Source organism: Arthrobacter sp. BGA-UO-ETr-C19, from assembly GCF_059568005.1.
Window position 1 is genome coordinate 115,233 of sequence record NZ_JCAQPC010000006.1, and the last position, 19,827, is coordinate 135,059.

23 protein-coding genes and 1 pseudogene are annotated in these 19,827 nt (G+C 66.8%); 13 read left to right on the forward strand and 11 right to left on the reverse strand.

All coding sequences use genetic code 11. From position 1 onward, the window contains the following. Positions 1-82 precede the first annotated feature (82 nt). Together AC57BR_RS01545 and AC57BR_RS01550 are read left to right on the forward strand one after the other, a co-directional pair. Complete coding sequence (locus AC57BR_RS01545) at positions 83-1,054, forward strand: TIGR03885 family FMN-dependent LLM class oxidoreductase (protein WP_496358034.1); 972 nt, start codon at positions 83-85, stop codon at positions 1,052-1,054. Next, positions 1,051-2,745, forward strand: coding sequence for an alpha-amylase family protein (locus AC57BR_RS01550; RefSeq protein WP_496358035.1), 1,695 nt, complete (start codon positions 1,051-1,053; stop codon positions 2,743-2,745). The genes AC57BR_RS01545 and AC57BR_RS01550 overlap by 4 nt, the downstream gene beginning before the upstream one ends. 6 nt (positions 2,746-2,751) lie before the next feature. Here the strand turns inward: AC57BR_RS01550 and AC57BR_RS01555 are convergent, their stop codons facing one another. Further along, positions 2,752-4,518, reverse strand: coding sequence for a glycoside hydrolase family 13 protein (locus AC57BR_RS01555; RefSeq protein WP_496358036.1), 1,767 nt, complete (start codon positions 4,516-4,518; stop codon positions 2,752-2,754). 264 nt (positions 4,519-4,782) lie between these two features. Between AC57BR_RS01555 and AC57BR_RS01560 the strand changes: the two genes are divergently transcribed. Continuing rightward, entirely contained in the window at positions 4,783-5,019 is a 237-nt protein-coding gene (locus tag AC57BR_RS01560; RefSeq protein WP_306920070.1) for a hypothetical protein, read from the forward strand. Between the two features lie 5 nt (positions 5,020-5,024). Here AC57BR_RS01560 and AC57BR_RS01565 read toward each other — a convergent pair whose 3' ends face one another. The 3 genes from AC57BR_RS01565 to AC57BR_RS01575 form a co-directional block, all read right to left on the reverse strand. Next, on the reverse strand, positions 5,025-5,312 hold the full coding sequence (locus AC57BR_RS01565) for a MoaD/ThiS family protein (protein ID WP_496358037.1): 288 nt from the start codon (positions 5,310-5,312) through the stop codon (positions 5,025-5,027). Positions 5,313-5,321: 9 nt separating this feature from the next. Next, the gene (locus AC57BR_RS01570) at positions 5,322-6,452 is read right to left on the reverse strand and encodes a WD40/YVTN/BNR-like repeat-containing protein (RefSeq protein WP_496358038.1); all 1,131 of its coding nucleotides are present in this window, start codon (positions 6,450-6,452) and stop codon (positions 5,322-5,324) included. A gap of 75 nt (positions 6,453-6,527) precedes the next feature. Continuing rightward, positions 6,528-6,812, reverse strand: a complete 285-nt coding sequence (locus tag AC57BR_RS01575) for a hypothetical protein (RefSeq protein WP_496358039.1) — start codon at positions 6,810-6,812, stop codon at positions 6,528-6,530. Positions 6,813-6,988: 176 nt separating this feature from the next. Here AC57BR_RS01575 and AC57BR_RS01580 point away from each other — a divergent pair, with 176 nt between their 5' ends. The 3 genes and pseudogenes from AC57BR_RS01580 to AC57BR_RS01590 all read left to right on the forward strand — a co-directional run bounded on the left by AC57BR_RS01580 (position 6,989) and on the right by AC57BR_RS01590 (position 8,173). Then, entirely contained in the window at positions 6,989-7,420 is a 432-nt protein-coding gene (locus tag AC57BR_RS01580) for a LexA family protein (protein ID WP_496358040.1), read from the forward strand. Beyond that, positions 7,413-8,024, forward strand: a pseudogene (locus AC57BR_RS01585) (Y-family DNA polymerase); the annotation flags it as partial. The gene AC57BR_RS01580 and the pseudogene AC57BR_RS01585, both read left to right, overlap by 8 nt. Positions 8,025-8,077: 53 nt before the next feature. After that, positions 8,078-8,173 (forward strand): DUF4113 domain-containing protein, encoded by a 96-nt coding sequence (locus AC57BR_RS01590; RefSeq protein WP_496358116.1) that lies wholly within the window; start codon positions 8,078-8,080, stop codon positions 8,171-8,173. Positions 8,174-8,231: 58 nt separating this feature from the next. Here AC57BR_RS01590 and AC57BR_RS01595 read toward each other — a convergent pair whose 3' ends face one another. Beyond that, the gene (locus tag AC57BR_RS01595) at positions 8,232-8,432 is read right to left on the reverse strand and encodes a hypothetical protein (protein ID WP_102972543.1); all 201 of its coding nucleotides are present in this window, start codon (positions 8,430-8,432) and stop codon (positions 8,232-8,234) included. Positions 8,433-8,608: 176 nt separating this feature from the next. Here AC57BR_RS01595 and AC57BR_RS01600 point away from each other — a divergent pair, with 176 nt between their 5' ends. From AC57BR_RS01600 to AC57BR_RS01615, 4 genes are all read left to right on the forward strand, one after another. Continuing rightward, positions 8,609-9,115: a universal stress protein gene (locus AC57BR_RS01600; RefSeq protein ID WP_496358041.1), complete on the forward strand. Its 507-nt coding sequence runs from the start codon at positions 8,609-8,611 to the stop codon at positions 9,113-9,115. Between the two features lie 293 nt (positions 9,116-9,408). Continuing rightward, on the forward strand, positions 9,409-9,765 hold the full coding sequence (locus AC57BR_RS01605) for a metal-sensitive transcriptional regulator (RefSeq protein WP_496358042.1): 357 nt from the start codon (positions 9,409-9,411) through the stop codon (positions 9,763-9,765). A 61-nt stretch (positions 9,766-9,826) separates the two neighbouring features. Then, positions 9,827-10,057, forward strand: a complete 231-nt coding sequence (locus tag AC57BR_RS01610) for a heavy-metal-associated domain-containing protein (RefSeq protein ID WP_496358043.1) — start codon at positions 9,827-9,829, stop codon at positions 10,055-10,057. Positions 10,058-10,115: 58 nt separating this feature from the next. Beyond that, a complete protein-coding gene (locus AC57BR_RS01615; RefSeq protein WP_496358044.1) occupies positions 10,116-12,428 on the forward strand; it encodes a heavy metal translocating P-type ATPase in 2,313 nt (770 codons plus the stop codon). Between the two features lie 85 nt (positions 12,429-12,513). Here AC57BR_RS01615 and AC57BR_RS01620 read toward each other — a convergent pair whose 3' ends face one another. Then, positions 12,514-12,786 (reverse strand): DUF2277 domain-containing protein, encoded by a 273-nt coding sequence (locus tag AC57BR_RS01620; protein WP_496358045.1) that lies wholly within the window; start codon positions 12,784-12,786, stop codon positions 12,514-12,516. A gap of 213 nt (positions 12,787-12,999) precedes the next feature. On the opposite strand from AC57BR_RS01620, the gene AC57BR_RS01625 reads away from it, so the two are divergent. Then, positions 13,000-13,263 (forward strand): hypothetical protein, encoded by a 264-nt coding sequence (locus AC57BR_RS01625; RefSeq protein ID WP_307098374.1) that lies wholly within the window; start codon positions 13,000-13,002, stop codon positions 13,261-13,263. A gap of 111 nt (positions 13,264-13,374) precedes the next feature. Here the strand turns inward: AC57BR_RS01625 and AC57BR_RS01630 are convergent, their stop codons facing one another. Continuing rightward, entirely contained in the window at positions 13,375-14,385 is a 1,011-nt protein-coding gene (locus tag AC57BR_RS01630) for an EamA family transporter (RefSeq protein WP_496358046.1), read from the reverse strand. Positions 14,386-14,483: 98 nt separating this feature from the next. Here AC57BR_RS01630 and AC57BR_RS01635 point away from each other — a divergent pair, with 98 nt between their 5' ends. Further along, entirely contained in the window at positions 14,484-15,029 is a 546-nt protein-coding gene (locus tag AC57BR_RS01635; protein WP_496358047.1) for a CGNR zinc finger domain-containing protein, read from the forward strand. 110 nt (positions 15,030-15,139) lie between these two features. Here the strand turns inward: AC57BR_RS01635 and AC57BR_RS01640 are convergent, their stop codons facing one another. The 3 genes from AC57BR_RS01640 to AC57BR_RS01650 form a co-directional block, all read right to left on the reverse strand. Continuing rightward, positions 15,140-15,550, reverse strand: coding sequence for a hypothetical protein (locus tag AC57BR_RS01640; RefSeq protein ID WP_496358048.1), 411 nt, complete (start codon positions 15,548-15,550; stop codon positions 15,140-15,142). A 114-nt stretch (positions 15,551-15,664) separates the two neighbouring features. Then, the gene (locus tag AC57BR_RS01645; protein WP_496358049.1) at positions 15,665-16,258 is read right to left on the reverse strand and encodes a hypothetical protein; all 594 of its coding nucleotides are present in this window, start codon (positions 16,256-16,258) and stop codon (positions 15,665-15,667) included. Between the two features lie 49 nt (positions 16,259-16,307). Continuing rightward, complete coding sequence (locus AC57BR_RS01650) at positions 16,308-17,660, reverse strand: MATE family efflux transporter (RefSeq protein ID WP_496358050.1); 1,353 nt, start codon at positions 17,658-17,660, stop codon at positions 16,308-16,310. A gap of 158 nt (positions 17,661-17,818) precedes the next feature. Between AC57BR_RS01650 and AC57BR_RS01655 the strand changes: the two genes are divergently transcribed. Further along, positions 17,819-18,253, forward strand: a complete 435-nt coding sequence (locus AC57BR_RS01655; RefSeq protein WP_496358051.1) for a DoxX family protein — start codon at positions 17,819-17,821, stop codon at positions 18,251-18,253. Between the two features lie 170 nt (positions 18,254-18,423). Here the strand turns inward: AC57BR_RS01655 and aztD are convergent, their stop codons facing one another. Continuing rightward, complete coding sequence (gene aztD, locus AC57BR_RS01660) at positions 18,424-19,806, reverse strand: zinc metallochaperone AztD (RefSeq protein WP_496358052.1); 1,383 nt, start codon at positions 19,804-19,806, stop codon at positions 18,424-18,426. Positions 19,807-19,827 lie beyond the last annotated feature (21 nt).

The following is a 19,827-nucleotide window of genomic DNA, read 5'->3' on the forward strand; positions in this document are numbered from 1 at the left end:
CACGCCGGGTCTGGTTGTTGGTTGCCCGAACGCCGGCCCCGGCACCCTCGACATGACCCCCGCCCGCCGGTAGACATTAACGATGGCAGCTATCGGTTTCCACGCATCGCATGAACAGATCAGCCCCGGCCAGCTCCTGAAGGACGTCCGGCTCGCCGAGGAGGCGGGCTTCGACGCCGCCATGTGCTCGGACCACATCGAACCGTGGTCGGCGCGGCAGGGGCACTCGGGCTTCGCGTGGTCCTGGCTCGGGGCAGCCCTGGCCACCACCAGCCTGCGGTTCGGCGTGGTCACCGCGCCGGGCCAGCGGTACCACCCGGCCATCATCGCCCACGCTTCGGCCACGCTGGCGTCCATGTTTCCGGGCAGGTTCTGGATGGCCCCGGGCAGCGGCGAGAACATGAACGAGCACGTCACCGGCGACCCCTGGCCGCAGAAGCAAACACGCCAGCAACGGCTGGAGGAGTGCGTGGAGATCATCCGCCGGCTGCACGCGGGCGAGGAGGTGACCCACCACGGCCTGGTCACCGTGGAACAGGCGCGGATCTGGGATGTGCCCTCCCCACCGCCGCCCTTGATTGCACCGGCCATCAGCGTGGAAACGGCCCGCCGGGCCGCCGGGTGGGCTGACGGCCTGGTGACGGTGAACCAGCCGGCCGAAAAGCTGACGGAAATGCTGGCGGCGTACCGGTCCGAGGGCGGCAGGGGGAAGGCCGTGCTGCAGATCCACCTGTCCTGGGCTCCCCGCGAGGAGGACGCCGCCGCCATTGCCATGGACCAGTGGCGTTCGAACGTTTTCACCCCGCCCATCCCCTGGGACCTGCCGACGGCGGCGCACTTCGACGGCGTCAGCACCGACGTCGGGGAAGCCCAGGTCAGGAAATCGGTGAACGTCTCCGCCAGCCTGGACCGCCACGTGCAGTGGCTGGGCGAGTACCTGGACCTCGGCTTCGACGAGCTGTACCTGCACTTCGTGGGGCAGGATCAGGCGCCGTTTATCGACGCCTTCGCGCAGAGCGTCCTGCCGCAGCTGCGCAAGGTTCCCGTGGCATGAACATCGCGGAGACATCGGACCTGTGGTGGAAGACCGCCGTCGTCTACTGCCTCGACGTTGAGACGTTCTTTGACCAGGACGGCGACGGCACCGGTGATTTCGGCGGCCTGACCCAGCGCGTGGACTACCTGGCGGCGCTGGGCGTGAACTGCATCTGGCTCATGCCCTTCTATCCGTCACCGGACCGCGACGACGGCTACGACGTGACGGACTTCTTCGACGTCGACCGCCGGCTGGGTACGCTGGGCGATTTCGTGGAGTTCATCCGCACCGCGAAGGACCGCGGCATCCGGGTAATCGCGGACTTCGTGGTCAACCACACCTCCAACCAGCACCCCTGGTTCGTCGAGGCCCGCAAATCCGTGGACAACCCGTACCGGGACTACTACGTCTGGCGGAGCGATCCGCCGCCGGACACGTCCTCCGAGGTGGTGTTCCCGGGCGAACAGACCTCCATCTGGACCCAGGACGATGCCACCGGCGAGTGGTATCTGCACATGTTCATGGAGCACCAGCCGGACCTCAACGTCACCAACCCCAAGGTCCGCAACGAGATCGCCAAGGCCATGGGCCTCTGGCTGGAGCTCGGGCTGGACGGATTCCGGCTGGATGCGGTGCCGTTTTTTCTGGAGACCCGGGGCGCGCCCAAGGACGAGGCGGCCAACATCGACCCGCACGACTACCTCAGCGCCCTGCGCAGCTTCGTTAACCGGCGCAACGGCGGTGCGGTGCTGCTGGGCGAGGTGAATCTGCCGTATAAGGACCAGCTGGAGTATTTCGGCGGCGGCGAAGGCAACGAGCTGAACATGCAGTTCGACTTCATGTCCATGCAGCACATCTACCTGTCGCTCGCCAGGCAGGACGCCCGTCCGCTGGCCGAAACGCTGAAAACGCGTCCGCGGCTGCATCCCGACAACCACTGGGCGATGTTCGTGCGCAACCATGACGAGCTCACGCTGGACAAGCTCAGCGACGGAGAGCGGGAAGAGGTCTTCGCCGCGTTCGGGCCGGACAAGAACATGCAGCTCTACGGGCGGGGACTGCGGCGCCGGCTGCCGCCGATGCTGGACGGCGACGCCGACCGGATCCGGATGGCCTACTCGCTGATGTTCTCCCTGCCCGGCACACCGGTCCTCTTCTACGGCGAGGAGATCGGCATGGGCGAGGACCTGCGGCAGAAGGGCCGCGCCGCGGTCCGCACGCCCATGCAGTGGAACGACGAAAAGAACGGCGGCTTCTCCAGCGCCAAGGTGTCCGAGCTGGTGGTCCCGTTGCCCCGCGGGGAGTACGGCCCGGAAAAGGTCAACGCGGCCAGCGCCAAAAGGGACCCCGGGTCGCTGTGGAACTTCATGGCCACGCTCATCCAGCGGTACCGCGAGTCACCGGAGCTGGGCTGGGGCGAGTTCGCCGTCCTCGAACAGCCCGAGCGGGCCGTGTTTGCGCACCGCTGCAGCTCGGCGGAGGCCACCGTGGTCCTGCTGCACAACTTCGGCGACGCGCCGGTGAAGGTCACCGCGAAGGTCGGGTCCGAGGACGGTGCGCCGCGGGGCTTCAGGGACGCCATGCTGCTGGATCTGTTCGACGGCGGGAATGTTCCGTTGGAGGCCGACGGCGGGTTCAGCGTTGAGCTGGGGCGGTACGGCTACCGCTGGTTCCGCGTCCACCGGCCCGGCGACCGCCTGGCGCCCTAAGCTGCGCTACACGTTCCGGCGGAAGACCTTCACTTCCCAAGGGCGCAGGTCGAAGGGTTGCACCTCGCCGGCGTCCGGCGGATAGTTGCCCAGCACCAGCTCGGCGCCCGCGTCAGACCAGGTGCCGCCGTTAATCCCGGCTGTCCGGTTGGTCCCCGAAAAATTGCCAAGGACCAGGAGCTCCGCATCCGGAAGCGAGCGCCTGAACGCGTAGACGTGTTCGTCGTCGGGCAGCAGCATGCTGAAATCCCCGTACGCGACCACGGGATCCGAGTGCCGCAAGGCGATCACCTTGCGGTAGAAGCTGAAGACCGAACCGGGGTTGTCAACCTGGGCCGCGGCGTTGATCGTGTTCGCGTTGGGGTTCACGGCAATCCAGGGCGCCCCGGTGGTGAAGCCGCCATGCCGGCTGGCGTCCCACTGCACGGGCGTGCGGGCGTTGTCCCGGTTCAGCGGTGCCAGGGCCGCGAGGACCTCGGCGTCGGTGTGGCCCAGGTGCGTGGTGGCTTCGCGGTGGTGGTTGAGGACTTCGATGTCCCGGTAGTCGCTGATGGCGCCGAACGCCATGTTGGTCATGCCCAGCTCTTCGCCCTGGTAGACGTACGGCGTGCCGCGGTGCAGGTGCAGGACGGCGGCCAGCATCTTCGCCGACAACTCCCGGTACGGGCCGTCGTCGCCGAACCGGGAAACGGCGCGGGCCTGGTCGTGGTTTCCCCAGTAGAGGCTGTTCCAGCCGCTCTCGGCGAGCCCTTCCTGCCAGCGGCCCAGTGACTTTTTGAGGTCGGTGAGCAGCAGTTTCTTGGGCCGCCACTTGTTGCCGCCCTCCTGGTCGAGTGCCACGTGCTCGAACTGGAACACCATGTCCACCTCCCGCCGGCCGGGATCTGTGAATAAGGCGGCGTCCTCGACGGTGACGCCAGGCATCTCGCCCACGGTCAGCAGGTCCTTGTCCCGCCCCGCGAAAACCTCCTGGTGCATCTCCTGCAGGAACTCGTGGATGCGCGGCCCGCAGATGAAGTACGGTCCGCCATCGCCATAAAGCATGCCGTCGGCCTGCGGACCGTCCGGCAGCGACTGGTCCTTGGAGATGAAGTTGATGACATCCATCCGGAACCCGTCCACGCCCCGGTCCAGCCACCAGTTCATCATGTCGTACACGGCGGCCCGCACCTCCGGGTTTTCCCAGTTGAGGTCCGGCTGCTTCCTGGAGAACAGGTGCAGGTAGTACTCCCCTGTCTCCGCGTCGTACTCCCAGGCCGGCCCCGAGAAGGCAGAGCCCCAGTTGTTGGGCTCGGCGCCGGGCGTGCCTGGCTCCGCTGTTCCCGGCCCGGCGCCTTCACGCGGCGGCCGCCACCAGTACCAGTCACGCTTCGGGTTGTCCTTGCTGGAGCGGGATTCCACGAACCACGGGTGCTCATCCGAGGTGTGGTTGACCACGAGGTCCATCACCAGTTTCATGTCCCGCGAGTGCAGGCCGTCCAGCAGTTCGTCGAGGGTTGCCAGGTCGCCGAACACGGGGTCGATGTCGCGGTAGTCGCTGATGTCGTAGCCGTTGTCATCCTGCGGTGACCGGTACACGGGTGAAAGCCAGACGACGTCGACCCCCAGTTTTTGCAGGTAGTCCAGCTTGCCGATGATCCCGCGGAGGTCACCGATGCCGTCGCCGTCGGAGTCCGCGAAGCTGCGCGGATAGATCTGGTACACCACCGCGCTCTTGAACCATTCCCGGCCGGCCCGGTAGGCCGCTTCTGCCTCGGTTTCCTGGGTGGTCATCGCTGGCTCCTCCTGGTCGACGGTGGCGGGCTGCTGGCCCACTGAAAGTCTTGTTCCAGAAGAATCGCCGGTCAATGGCTTGTCCGCATAGGCTGCCCCCACAGGCCGGCCGCAGCCCCCCGCCCGCCGATGGTACGCGGAAACCGTTACGGCTCCGGAAACTAACCGGGCGCTAACTGGCAGGAAACGCGTGCGCAACAATACCGCGCCACACTGGTTGTGCCGGCAATTGCAGGCACCAGCTCCAGCTCAGGAGGCCACGCCATGTTGAAGGAAGCCAAACCCCACATCACCCGGGTCCGTGCCCTGGACCAGCTGCATCGCGGCGACGAGATCGAGGCCCGCCTGTCGGTGGGCCCGAGCTATGACGACGTCATCATCCGCCGCGGCAGCGTCCAGGAGACAGCCCCGGGCATCGGCGTCGTGTGGATCATGGATCATCACACGGGCATGCGCAAGGCCATCAATACCGACGAGTGCAGCGTTTGGCGCGTCGCCTGAGCCACCTAGCCGCCGGCCACCGACTGAATAATCAGCACTTCCTGGCCGGCAGAAACTTCCGTTTCCAGGCCGCGGAGACGCCGGACCTCCTCACCGTTCACGTAAATATTCACGTAGCGGCGGAGGGCACCCGTTTCGTCCCGCAGCCGCCTGGCGAGTACCGGGTAGGTCCCGGTCACGGAATCCAGCAACCTTCCCACGGTCACCGCCCCGTCGGCGGGTGCAGTCAGTATGGACTGCCCGCCGGCGAGCGGCTGGAGGACGCTGGGAAGGACCACGCTGATCTCAGCCACTGCACAGCCTCACGCAGATGCCGCCGCAGTAACCGGGGCCCCGGCCACAACAGCAGCGCGGACGCACAACACATCCGGCAGGTGGGACGCCACCTCCGCAAAGGTTTCACCTTCGTCAGCGCTGGCATATACCGCGCCCCCGCGCGTTCCGAAGTACACGCCAGCGGGTTCAGCGGAATCCACGCTGGCCGCGTCACGAAGCACGGCATTGAATTCTGACTGCGGCAGCCCAGAGTCCAGGCGCTTCCACGTGGCGCCGGCGTCGTCGGTACGGTGCACGGCGAGCTTTCCGCCCGGCGGAATGCGTTCGCCGTCGGCCTTTAAGGGGACAACCCAAGCCGTGCCTGCACGCCTGGGGTGCGTCAGCATGACGAACCCGAAGTCGGCCGGAAGGCCCTCCGCTATCGATTCCCAGTTCTCGGCGTTGTCATCGGTGCGGTACACGCCGTGGTGGTTCTGCGCGTAAAGGCGGCCTTCGACGGCGGCGTCCGCCGCAATCTTGTGCACGCACTGGCCGAATTCCGGGTTGGGATCGGGCATGAAGTAGGCGGAGATGCCTTTGTTCCGCGGCTCCCAGGACGTCCCGCCGTCGAGCGAGCGGTACACGCCTCCGGTGCTCATGGCCACGTGCACGTTGTCTCCGGCGGGGTTGACCACGATCGAGTGGGCGGCCGCGCCGCCATAACCAGCACCCCATTCACTGCGGTGCGGGTGGTCCCACAGGCCGCGGTTCAGCTCGAAGTGCTCACCGCCGTCGGTCGATTTCCACACCGAAATCGGCTCCGCGCCGGCCCACACCACCCCCGGGCGGGATTCCGCGTCGGGGTAGATCTGCCAGATCCGTTCCACGGCGGCGTCGGTGCCTTCGGGGAACTTGATGGCACCCTGCTCGGGCTCGGTCCAGCTGGCCCCCAGATCATCCGAGTGGGCAACGTACGGGCCCCAGTGTTCCGACCGCACGCCCACCATGATGCGTGTGCGGCCGTCCCGCGTGTCGATTCCGATGCTCGGTATCTCGCTCATTAGGAAGTGCGGGCCGGAAAAGGACCACTGCTTCCGGTCTTGGCTGGTGGCCACCCAGAGGCCTTTTTTGGTCCCGATTGCTAAAACGAAACTCTCTGAGGCATTCATGCACCCCATGCAACCACTCGGGCGGAGGGGCTGCAATGGTTTTGGCCCCCACGGGTTTGCCCGGACACGTTGCCAGGGCCGGCCCTACGACCCGATTTTCGCGGCTTTCGCCGTGCCGGCTTTCGCGGCACGGCGGTTTCGCCACCACCGGCGGAGCAGATCGGCGGCGGCCAGGATTCCGGCCAGGGGCGTCAGGACGGCGGCGGCGTAAACGAACAGCAGCCAAGTGAGCGTGGCGATCGGGGGCTGGCTCCGGCTCAGCAGGGACAGGCCGCCGAACAGGCCCGCAACCCAGAAGAGCACCACCAGCGTCAGCACGGCTGCTGCCGGAAAGTACTCGTTCCGCACCACCCTTTTCAAGGTTTCCACCACTGATCCTCCTGCGCCTTGCATCCCCATGAGACCAGTATGCGACGCAGACCCGCTGCGACGGAGACGGCGCGACGAACGTGTGATGAACACAACCGCTGCCCGGCCTTGCTGCATTCTGTCAGCCACGGGGACTACACTGAACTATCGAACATATATTCGAAAAAAGGTGTGTTGTGGGCGTGATCATTGGTCCCCGCGTGATAGAGGCGGGACTTTCCCTGCGGCTGGTGCTGATCTCCCCCGTGGCTGTAGCGGCGGGCTTCCCGTCCCCCGCCCAGGACTACTTTGACGGGCGGATCGACCTGAACGAGCACCTGATCAAGGACATCACCAGCACTTACATCGTGCGGGTGTCCGGTGACTCCATGGAACGGGCCGGCATCAGTGATGGCGACGAACTGATCGTCAACCGTGCACTGGAACCGCGGGACGGATCCGTGGTGGTCGCAGTGCTGGACGGCGAACTCACCATCAAGCGCCTGAAGATCACCGCGGCCGGTGTGGTGCTCCAGGCGGCCAACCCCCTGTATCCGGACATCAGCGTCCCCGCCCTGGCAGACCTCACCATCTGGGGCGTGGCCACGAGGTGCCTGCACCATGTCTGAGACACGGCAACAAATAGCGCTGGTGGACGTGAACTGCTTCTACGCCAGCGCGGAGCGTGCGTTCGACCCCTCCCTCGAAGGCAAACCGCTGGTGGTGCTTTCCAACAACGACGGCTGCGCCGTGACCCGCAGTCCGGAGGCCAAGGCCCTGGGGATCAGCACGGGCGAACCGTGGTTCAAGATCGCCCCCCGGGCCAGGGAGTGGGGCCTCGTTGCCCGGTCCAGCAACTATGAACTGTACGGCGACATCAGCGCCCGCGTCATGGAACTGCTGGGACGGTACTCGGCCTGGCTCGAGGTGTACAGCATCGACGAGGCCTTCCTGGGCATCAAGGGTAGCCCGGAACAGGTGGTGGTTCTCGGCCAGACCATCAAGGCGGCGGTCCAGCGCAACATCGGGGTGCCCGTGTGCGTCGGCATCGCTGCCACCAAGACGCTCGCCAAACTCGCGAACCGGTGGGCCAAGAACAACCTCGCGCTCGGAGGGGTGTGCCGCTGGGAGTCGATGGATCCGGAGGCACGTGAACTGCTCATGGCCCGGTTGCCGGTCTCGGAGGCCTGGGGCGTGGCGGGCCGGCTGGAAAAACGGCTAAATGCCATGGGGAGGAAATCAGCCGGAAGTACGGCAGGGGCGCGATCGGGCTAGGGTTCGCAGGCCTGAGGAGCGGCCTGGACTGGAGCATGAAACGTGGAATGCGATCGCCGCGCTACACCACGCACTGGGACGAGTTACCGGTGGTGCGCGCGGCCTGACCGGCCGCACGGGACTGACCGGCCCGCGCGTCCGCGGGCCGGTCAGTCTGGGAAATCCTCAGTCCACAAACTCAGACTGCGTCTCGATGAAATCCCACTCGGCTTCGGTGAGGACTGCCTGCGGCGTGTCCGGGTGCGGACCTCCCGCTTCGGCGATGCCCTGCATCACGAACAGCGGAACGTCGCCGGCCCGCAGGTTCTCGCGAAGCCACTCCTTGCTTTTCAGGTCCAGATCAAGCCACCACATGTAAATCTGCATGGATGCCGCCTTTCTACGTCTCCACGCTAGGCTCGCGGCGCCCGGGATTCAAGGGAAAATCGCCACCCCGTCCCGCAGGGCAGCAGCCGGACCGCAGGATTGAAAACGGCCGCTGAGCTGGGGCGAAGGCCGGGATTGCTCTGGTGTTTCCTGACGCCGAGGGCACACAATTGACTATGGATGCAGAGCACTTCAGCGGCCCGCCTCCCCTCCTCGTGGGCATGGTTCCCGGCCAGCATCCGGAGGTCCTCAAAACCGCCGTCACCCTCGCCCAGAAGCTGTCAGCCCCCTTGCTCTGCGCCTATGTGGACGAGGCAAGCTATCTCGTTGAGTGGGATCCGGCGCGCTCCGCGCACCGCCTTTCCCTGCATCCAGACAGGGACGACGACGATATCCGTTCCGTAACCACAGAACTGAAGTCGGTCATCACGTCGGCCATCCAGGAGGGCGGACCGGCGTGGACCTTGCGCACGCTGGCCGGAGACCCCGCCCGCGCCCTCGGCAGGCTGGCATCGGAAGTAAATGCTCCGATGATCGTCGTGGGTACGCCGGAACGCGGCTTCGGGCACCGCGTAACGGAGCTCCTGAACGGTTCCGTGGCCGCCTGGCTCACCCACCACCAGAGCCGGCCCGTGCTGGTGGTCCCGTTCCGGATGGCAGCGCATCAGGACACGGCGGAGTAGCAGGATGGCAGCTTTGCCGGCGCCTTTATGTGGCCAGGGAAAGTAAAGCGAAAGTAGTTATTCGATGCGGTGGCCAACTTGGCTACCGGCAAGTAAGCTAATCAGGCAGGCTGATCCAGAGCCCGCCCAAAGACTGCTCCGGAGTGCGTATCCCCCAATAACGCGCTCCGGAGCTTTTTTGTTGCCCAAAACCTCCGGGCGTCAGTCCTCCCTTTCGCATCCTCACTTTCGCACTATCGCTGCCTTCCCCAATCCTCCTTGACTGATACCCCCTAGGGGTATAACTTGGGGGCATGGAGACTTCCGAAGGACGGACGCCCACGGCGCCCAACGGAGAAGCTGTTACTGAACCCCTGCCGCACGGCTACACGGCGGACAAGGACGCGTACCTGCGCCGGCTCCGGCGGATCGAGGGGCAGGTCCGCGGAATCGCCAGGATGGTCGAGGAGGACAAGTACTGCATCGACATCCTGACGCAGGTCGCGGCCGTGACCAAGGCCCTGCACGCCGTCAGCCTGGGCCTCGTGGAAGAACACATCGGCCACTGCGTTGTCGGGGCAGCCTCTGAACCTGATCCGGACCTGCGGGCTGAAGCCATAGACGTCAAGGTCAAGGAGGCGGCGGGTGCCATCGGGCGCCTGCTGCGCTAGCGGAGAAACCACCACCCACCCAGCTGGCCAGCCCAGTCAGCGCACCAACGAGGAGTCAGCAATGAGCACCATCTCCACAAAAGTCCACGTCTCCGGGATGACCTGCGGGCACTGTGTGTCCGCCGTCAGCGAGGAACTCGAGGCACTGGCCGGCGTCGAGGAAATCGACATCAACCTCAATGCCGGCGGCGTTTCGACTGTCACCATCACCTCCACGCAGAAGCTCTCCCCCTCGGAAATCGGCGAGGCAGTGGCCGAGGCGGGCTACCTCGTGGTAGCCAACGAGGCCTAACGCCCCGCCCCGCCCGCACACCGAGCATCACAAGAGCACCACCACAGAAGGACCAGCCATGGGCACCGAATACCTTCCCGCAGGCTCCGGCCGCCGGGTGATCGAACTCGACGTCGAGGGTATGACCTGTGCGTCGTGCGTGAACAGGGTGGAAAAGAAGCTCGCCAAGCTCGACGGCGTCCAGGCCACGGTCAATCTCCCCCTGGAAACGGCCCGGGTAACAGTCCCGGCAGGCATCACGGACCAGCAGATCACAGACCAAGTAGCCTCAGCCGGCTACAAGGCCCGGATCAAGAAGCCCCTCCCGGAGCACCACGAAGACCACATGAACCACGGCGGCACGGCACCCGAATTGAAGCCGCGCCTGCTCGTCGCGGCCGTTCTGGCCGTGCCGGTGTTCCTGATCTCGATGTTCCCCGCCTTCCAGTTCCCCAACTGGGGCTGGGTGGTGGGCGCCCTGGCGCTGCCCGTGGTCAGCTGGGCGGCGTGGCCGTTCCACAAGGCGGCCGCCGTCAACGCCCGCCACTTCGCCTCCACCATGGACACCCTGGTATCGCTCGGCGTCATCGCCGCCTACCTGTTTTCCGCCTGGCAGCTCCTGGCCAGCCCCCGCCTGACCGAACACCCCGGCATGGAACAGATGGGTGCGGGTTCCGGCGGCCTGTACTTCGAGGTGGCCAGCGTGGTCACCACATTCCTCCTGCTGGGCCGGTTCCTGGAGGCGAACGCCAAGTCGAAGGCCGGGGACGCCCTGCGCGCCCTCCTGGACTTGGGCGCCAAGGACGCCACTATCCTGAAAGACGGGACCGAAGCGAAAATCCCCGCAAGCCGGCTGGCGGTCGGGGACCTGATCCTGGTCCGCCCCGGTGAGAAGATCGCCACCGACGGGGTGGTGGTGGACGGCGCCTCGGCAGTGGATGCCTCGCTGGTCACCGGCGAATCGGTTCCCGTGGACGTTGGCCCGGGCAGCCTTGTCACAGGTGCCACCATCAACACGTCCGGCCGTGTGCTGGTCCGGGCCACGCGCGTCGGCGCCGAAACCACCCTTGCCCAGATGGGGCGGCTCGTTTCCCAGGCGCAGACCGGAAAGGCGCCCATCGCCCGGCTTGCTGACCGAATCAGCGCGGTATTCGTGCCGGTGGTCCTGGCCATCGCCGTCCTCACGTTCGCTGGCTGGCTGCTTGCCGCCGGGCCGGACATCACGGGGCCGGAGCTTCGCGCGGCGTTCACGGCCGCGGTGGCCGTGCTGGTTATCGCCTGCCCCTGCGCCCTTGGCCTGGCTACCCCCGTGGGCCTCCTGACCGGGACGGGTCGCGGCGCGCAACTGGGCATCCTCATCAAGGGTCCGCAGGTTCTGGAAGACACCCGAACGGTGGATACCATCCTGCTGGACAAAACCGGAACCGTCACCAGCGGCCAGCTGTCGGTCGTCGCTTCCGCGGCATTCGCCCCGTTCAGCGAGGCGGAAGTCGTGCGGCTGGCCGGTGCGGTCGAGTCAGCGTCGGAGCATCCGATTGCCGCCGCGATCGCTGCGGCCGCGAGGTCCGCAGTGCCCGCGACGGGCCGGCGGCACACCGGCCATGGCGGCAGTGAAGCGGACGACGGCGCTGGCCTGCCCGCCGTCGTCGGCTTCCATTCCGCGCCGGGCGGCGGAGTGGTGGGAACCGTTGAAGGCCGGCTCGTGGTGGCCGGGCGCAGCGGTTGGCTCCGGGACAACGGCGTTGAGACCACGCCCGCGCAGGGTCAGGCGCTCCGCGCCGCTGAAGAGTCCGGCGCCACGGCAATCTGGGTGGCCGTGGACGGCGAGGCTGCCGGCCTCATCGAGCTGCGGGACACCGTCAAAGCGGGATCGAAGGCGGCCGTCGCACGCTTCAAGGCTCTGGGCCTGCGGCCCCTGCTGCTCACGGGCGACAACGCCGCGGTCGCGGCCCAGGTGGCTGCCGCCGTCGGAATCGACGCGGACGATGTCTTCGCCGGCGTGCTGCCCGAAGGCAAGGTGGAAGCCGTCCGGCGGCTGCAGGCCGGCGGCGCGACCGTGGCCATGGCCGGTGACGGCGTGAACGACGCCGCGGCCCTGGCGCAGGCCGACCTTGGCATCGCAATGGGCTCCGGCACGGACGTGGCGATCGAAGCCGCCGACCTGACCGTAATGGGCAACGACCTCGGGCAGGTTGCCACCGCAATCGAGCTGTCCCGGCGCACGCTCGCCACCATCAAGACCAACCTGTTCTGGGCCTTCTTCTACAACGCGGTGGGCATTCCGGTGGCGGCCCTCGGCCTGCTCAATCCCATGGTGGCCGGCGTGGCCATGGCGGCGAGTTCGGTGCTGGTGGTGGCCAACTCGCTCAGGCTGCGCCGCTTCGGCAGGTAGTACCCAACTAGGTCGCAGCAGAGGGCGTTCCCAGCCGTGGGAACGCCCTCTGCTGCTACTCACTTGGGCCGGCGGGACCCAAACCCTAAGCCGTCCCGAAGCGCACGGCCGACCGCGCCTTCGCCTTGGCCGCTTCCTCGTCGCGGTCCTTGGCGGGAGCGTGCGTCACAAGGGATTCGAGCAGGTGCTGGGTCACGTGCGCTATCTCGTGCACGGCGCGCTCGAACGCCTCCTCGTTGGCCTTCGAGGGCTTGGTGCTGCCGCTGATTTTGCGGACGTACTGCAGCGCCGCGGCGTGCACCTCTTCGGACGTCGCGTGGGGTTCGTAGTTGTGGAGGGTTCGGATATTCCGGCACATACCCCCATGCTAGGCTCTGGAACGCCGAGGATCGACCCTTCCGGGCCCCCTTCTGGAGGGGCTTCTGCCCATGGGGAGGACTCCATGGGGAGCACTGCCCATCGACACACTTTTGGACCGGAGGATAGTTTTTAGGCAATGGATCTTCCGGACGAGCCGGAGGCCGCTGGGGATGCCGACTGGATCGGGTCCGTTGATTAAAGGAGATATCTAATGGCTATTTGGGGTGCGGACATTGCGCAGCTGAAGAACTTGGGCACCAAGCTTCAGGCTGGTTCGAACGAAATCGAGAAGCAGAAGTCCCTGCTGACCAAGGTGCTCGAGGGCACCGACTGGAAGGGCCCGGACGCTGACAAGTTCCGCAGCGAGTGGCACGGCCAGCACGCAGCAGCCCTCGCCAAGGTGGCGCAGGCACTGGACGAGGCCGGCAAGCAGGCCAGCCGCAACGCTTCCCAGCAGGAGGAAGCCTCCCGCTAAACCGGGAACGCACCGGAGGGCCGGACGCACCATGCGTCCGGCCCTCCGGCATTTAAGCGCTGCGTCACTAAAGACTGGCCCGTCACTAAAGACGGGTCCGTCATTGAAGACTTAGGGGACGGGTTCGACGTCGTTCGCGTGGTCGAGCGGTCCAGTCACCGCTGCCTGGGCCCCCGGTTTGGCTCCCCGGAGCTCATCCAGCCGGACGCACAGCACCCCGCCCACGATCAGCATTCCGCCCGCGAGCTGGATGGCACCGGGCAGTTCGCCAAGCAGCAGCCAGGCCCAGATCACGGCAAACAGTACCTCGGTGAGGGACACGAACGAGGCCACCTTGGTGCCGAGAGCACGGGCAGCCATGATCCCGGAAACGTAAGCCAGGACGGTCGCCAGCACCACAAGACCGCCCAGCGGAACCCACCACGGCGTGGTCCATGGGCCGAGTTTGGTATCGGCGGTGCTCATGGCCATCGGCAGGAGGCCGGTGGCCGCCGTCAGCCACATGACAGCCGCACCCATCAGAAGCCCGCCCGACGCGAGGACGATGGGCGGCAGAGTGTCGTTCTCCTTGGCCGTGAGGAAGAAATAGATGGCAAGGCACACAGCGGCGGCTAGGCCCCAAAGCACGCCGACGGCGTCAACCTTCACTGCCCCTGTGAGGTCCAGGACGAGGACCAGCCCGCCCAGGGACAGCAGCGTCCCTGCGATGGTGAGGGGGCGCGGCCGCTTCCGGCTGGCCACCCAGAGCCACAGCACAATCAATACCGGGCCGAGGTACTCGAGCAGCAGTGCCACGCCAACAGACAGCCTAGCCACCGCATTGAAGTAGAACAGCTGGCAGCCTGCGACGCCGATCAGGCCAAACAGGACAATGGTCAGCCAGTTCGACCGCAGCTGGTGCCACCGGCCCCGGAGTGCCGGAACTGCAGGGATTGCCAGGATGAGCGCGGCCCCCGTCAGCCGGGCAGTGACGGCAGCACCGGGCGTCCAGCCGGTTTCCAGCAGCGCCTTGGCGAAGGAGCCGGAAAGCCCGAAGATCGCGGAGGAAAAAAGGGCGACACCCAGTCCTGACGCAAGGAAGCCGGACGCTTTTGCCGGCGCCACCGCAGAAGTAAGCGACATTTCGGCACGGTTGTTCGATGCGGGCACGGATGCCTCCCGTCAGGAGTAAAGTGGGGTATTGGTCCTGACACTACGCCTCCACATTGTAAGGAGTCAAGATGGTTTTTGCCCCTGACACGGAACTCTCCCTGCGCTTCGTGGTGAAGCTCATCAATTCGGCCGCCAATGGCGAGGAAAACCTGGCCACGGTGGAGGATCTGGACGAGTTCCTGCGGCAGGAGGGCTTTACCGGTTCCCGCACCCACGACGCCGCCGAGCTGTCCAGCATCCACGCACTGCGGACGGAACTGGCAGCCCTGTGGACAGCGGATGAGGATACGGCCGTGGCTGGCGTGAACCGGCTCCTGCGCGAGGCCCAAGCACTCCCCCAGCTCCTCAAGCACGACCAGTGGGACTGGCACCTGCACGCCACCACGCACGATGCCCCCCTGGCGGACAGGATGGGCACGGAAGCAGCGATGGCGCTGGTGGACGTGATCCGCAGCAAGGAGATGGACCGCATGCTCGTGTGCGCTGCCGATGACTGCGACGCGGCGGTGCTCGACCTCAGCCGGAACCGGTCCAAGCGGTACTGCGACACCGGAAACTGCGCCAACCGCGCGCATGTGGCGGCTTACCGGGCGCGCCGCGCCAGCGGAGAGTAATCAGCGCCAGCGGAAAGCAATCAGCTCCAGCGGAGAGTAATCAGCTCCAGCGGAAAGCAATCTGCGCGTACAGAGACTATGCCGCGCCGGCGGCGACTAACTGTCGTGCGTTAGGAGGCTTCGCCGTTGGGCCCGGATTCGCCGGTTCCGGCCGAACCAGCAGCGCCCGGGGCATCCGGGCGGCGCTGGGTTCCCTCATTTTGGGTTCCCTGGGTCCCATGGCCGCCGTGTCCTTGCGAGGACTTCCGGGCCGAGCTCAGGTTCACGCCGGAGCCTTTGCCCAGGTGGGCGGCGTTGTCCTTGTAGCTCATGGACAGCATCGCGGCGATGACGAGCGTGACAATGAAGGCGATGCCGGCGGCGGTGAAGGCAAGGTCGAACCGCGGCGACCGGGCGCTGCCGCCGGAAGCAAAAATCAGCACTGCGACGAACGCCACCACAGCCCAGAAGGCGGAGAACATCAGGGGTCCCTTCACCGAGGTCCGCAGATTGCGCGGTTCTCCTGGTTTCTGGTGTGCCAAGGTGATTCCTCCCGTGCGGGCGGCGCGATGCGGCCTGCCCTCTGTGATGTGTGCTGGTCCTGAAGGGGTACTGGTTTGCCGAAGGCTGTTCTACAACGAGTAGAAGCCCTGGTACTAGTTTACGGCCTTTGACGCGTCCGCCCGCGCATCATGCCGGAGGGAGAGGCCTGCCAGGATCCAGAGCACGCCCGAGATTATGGCCCCGCCGCCGGCAACCCCCAGCAGCGCATGCGGGCCAAGGCCCACAAAGAACGGCAGGGTGCCGGCCGTGCCCAGCCCGATGACTCCGGAGGCGAGCCAGTCGCGGGCCAGGACATGCCGTCCGCGCAATTTAATGCCCAGCCACAGTTCGGCCGCCGACGCCGCGGCCAACCCCAACGCGCCAATCACGGCGAACACCAGGCTGCCGTGCAGGAACAGCAGGGCCACTCCGGCACCCGTCAGGGCTGCGCCGGCAGCGGACAGCATGCGGCCGGCAGGCGCCTCCCTGCGGAAGCCGGTCAGCGGAACGCCCCACAGCAGGATCAGGCCGGTGGCCAGCAGATACGCCCCGCCCGCCAGCGACATTCCGGTCACGGAAGGAGCCGCCCAGAACACTGTCACGGCGCCGAACACCAGCGCGGCGGCGGCCCGCAGCAGGGCGGGTTTCCACAGCTCCGCCGAGGGGGCAGGCACGTCGGATTCAGCAGGGTTAACGGGGGAACTCACCGCTCCAGTTTAGTGCGCCAACCTGGGCCCGCGAATCCCGGGCCGCGAGCTAGGAGCCGAGCACCATCCAGCGGTCTGTCCTGGCCCGCAGTCCCAGGGTCAAGGCCCGGGCGCACATGTAGCCCAGTGAAAAGGCCACCCACACCCAAACCAGCGCCGCCGCGCCGTCGGCCCCGGCCAGCGGCACCGCCAGCAGCAGCGGAAGGTACACCGCGAGATTTACGACGCCGGCAATCGCCAGATACTTCGCGTCGCCGGCCCCGATCAGCACCCCGTCGAGGACGAACACGTATCCGGCGAGCGGCTGGCCCGCGGCCAGGACCCACAGTGCCGCGGTCAGCGCCGACTGGACGCCGGCGTCGGGGGTGAAGAGCGCACCGGCGAACGGGGCCGCCAGGGCGAGCAGCACGCCGGTGGCCACACCGAAGCCGGCGCCCCAGCGGATCATGGTCCGGGTCAGGATCCGGGCTTTGCCGGGGTTGTAGGCCCCCAGCTCCTTGCCGATCAGCGCCTGCGCGGCGATGGCCAGGGCGTCCAGTGCGAAGGCGAGGAAGGTGAAGACCGTCATGGCCAGCTGGTGGGCAGCCAGGTTCACGGCCCCCTGGGCCGTCACCACGAGGACGGTGGCGAGAATGGCGGTGCGCAGGCTAAGGGTCCGCAGCATGAGCCAGGAGCCCACCTTGGTCATGGCCCGGATGCCGTGCCAGTCGGGCAGCAGGCTGACGCCGTGGTGACGGGCGTTCCGCTGCACCATCACCAGATACACCGCAGCCATAGCCCACTGCGCGATGCTGGTTCCCACCGCAGAACCGACCACAGACAGCCCGAGACCGTAAACCAGCACCAGGTTCAGCACGACGTTCAGCGAGAATCCCGCCGTGGCCACCACCAGGGGCGTCCGGGTGTCCTGCAGCCCCCTCAGCACGCCCGTGCCCGCGAAGATCAGCAGCATCGCGACCAGCCCGGGCATGGACCAGCGCAGATAGTCCACGGCGAACGTGCGGATCTCCGGGCTCGGCCCCATGAGCCCGATCAGCGGATCCGCGGCGAGGAACCCTGCCAGCGCCAGCGCGGTTCCGAGCAGCAGGGCGAGCCAGACGCCGTCGCGCCCGGCGGCCAGCGCCCTGCCCAGTTGGCCGTCCCCTACCGCCCGCGCCACGGCAGGCGTGGTGGAGTAGGCCAGGAAAACCATCAGCCCCACCGCGGTATGCAGCACCGCCGAGGCCAGTCCAACGCCGGCCAGCTGAGCCACGCCCAGGTGCCCCACGATGGCCGAATCGGCAAGCAAAAAGAGCGGTTCGGCGATCAGCGCGCCAAAGGCGGGAACGGCGAGCCGGAGGATCTCGCGGCCATGGCTCTCGGGTTTTGGGGTGGAAACGGCGGCGGAAGGCGGTTGGGGCACGCGTTCAGCCTAGCTGCCGCAGAAAGGATAACTGCGACACATTAGTTGACTCTTCAACGAAATTTCGGGAGAGTGGAAGGGAAGCTTCACCCGACGCGCTCCACACCGCGTTCCCAATAGAGACAAACCCCCAATCGATCCGAACGGTGAGAATCTCCATGAACCAGTCCACCCAGACCACCACAGCCCTGACGATCCTGCGAGTGATCGCGGGATTCCTCTTCGCCGCGCACGGCTGGCAGAAGTTCAACGAATTCACCATCGCCGGCACGCAGGCATCCTTCGCCAAGATGGGGGTCCCGGCCGCTGAGGTCGCTGCCCCGATCGTCGCCACGCTGGAACTGGTGGGCGGCATCGCCCTCATCCTTGGCGTACTGACCCGCGTCTTCGCCGCACTGCTCGCCCTGGACATGCTTGGGGCCCTCTTCCTGGTCCACGCCTCGGCCGGAGTATTCGTCGCCACCGGCGGCTACGAGCTGGTTCTCCTGCTTGCAGCCGGGGCAGCCGCCATCGCCCTTGCCGGAGCCGGCCGCCTCTCTGCGGACGCAGCCCTGTTCGGCCGCAGCAATTCAAAGCTCAAGGTTCTCGCGTAACAATTCCCGGCCATGCAGCGCCGCTCCAGAGCGCTGACTGTCCAGGAAATAACGACGGCGGCTGCTCGCCTGGCGCTTCGGTGCCCGGTGGGCGGCCGCCGTCGTTTTGATGTTTTTCCATTGTTTCGGCCGGTTTGTTGTCAGCCCGGCCGGTCAGTGATGCCGTCTGCTCAGCCGGTGACGCCCGTCAGTTCATCCGGTGTGTGGGCCAACGTTGCTGTGCGGACGGCCTTTCCCGCCTTCAGGTCGACGGCGTGGAGTTTCCGCGTGGCCGGTTCGGTGACGTAGGCCATGGCGCCCTGAACGTACAGGGTGGGCCGCGGGTCCTGCCACGCCTCTGGCTCCTCCCAGGCCGGCACGACGGGGATCGTGGACACGGTGGCGCCGGTAAGCGGGTTGAGAACACGCAGCTTGCCGTCGGTGCCGAGGACCAGCGCCTCCCCGGCCGGTCCGCGCCCCAGCGACCGGAAGGAATAGCTGGCCCCGAGTTCCACCAGCCTCAGGGCCTTGGTGTCCGTGTTCACCAGGGAAATCCTGGTGGGCCGCTCCAGGACCGCTTCCCTGTCCACTTTGTAGTCTCCCAGCACCACAGGCGACGCCGGCGAGCCGGCCTGGTTGCCGATCCTGCCATAGGCGGCAGGGCTGGCGACCTTGGCGAACTTGCCGTCCTTGAACACCAGCATCCCGTCTTCACAGCCGAAGATCACGGTGTTTTCGCCGGCCACCGCCTCTCCGTGGACGCCCGGGCAGTTCTGGCTCCGGAGGATCTCCTTGCGGCCCCGGCCCGCGGCCTGCCCCAGGAGGGCCACGGCGTTGCGGGCATTCTCGTCCCCCACCGTCACCAGCAGCTTGCCGTCATCCAGTTCCACAGCCACGCCGTGGTGGGCCTCGGGCGCGGTGTAGGTCGTCGTCTCCGGAAGCCTGCCGTCCGCCAGCGCCCCGAGGGCGGCCGATTCAAAGGACTCCACCTTGCCGGACCCGTCACTGAACAGGACGGTCCTGCCGGCGTGCCGCACCACATGGCCAGGCTTGCTCGCCGCGAACGCGTGATCGGTCAGTGTTGGCCGGGTGGCATAGGAATGGCCATGGTCGCCATGCCGCTCGGTCCAGGCGCCGGCATCAAAGACGCGGAACGAGTCGCCCGCTGCCACCAGGACGTGGCGGCCGTCCCCCGCAGGGCTGATGCGGTTGTAGCCGTCCACCGCAACGTCCCCCGCAGGCTCAAGGGTTGCTGCGTTCAGAACTCCGACGCCGCCAGCGTAGGTGTAGACCAGGCGCGGCTCAGGTGCACGAAGCTCGGCAGGTTGCGCGACCTCTGCGTGCGGGGAAGGGCTGGTGGAACGTTCGGCGGCACTCTGCGCGGGGCCGGCGCAGCCTGACAGCAGCAGGACAGCTCCGCAGGCGGCGGCCGCCGGCGCGGCCAGCGGCGCTGCGAGCGGTCCTTTGGAAGGCGCCCTGAACGATCGTCTGGACGATCTTGTTAGCGGATCCCCTGGGCGGCCGCGGCGGCGGGTGGCGGTCGGGGCAGGAAAAGTGAATCGTCTCGTCAACATGTGACTAATAATAATCATTAT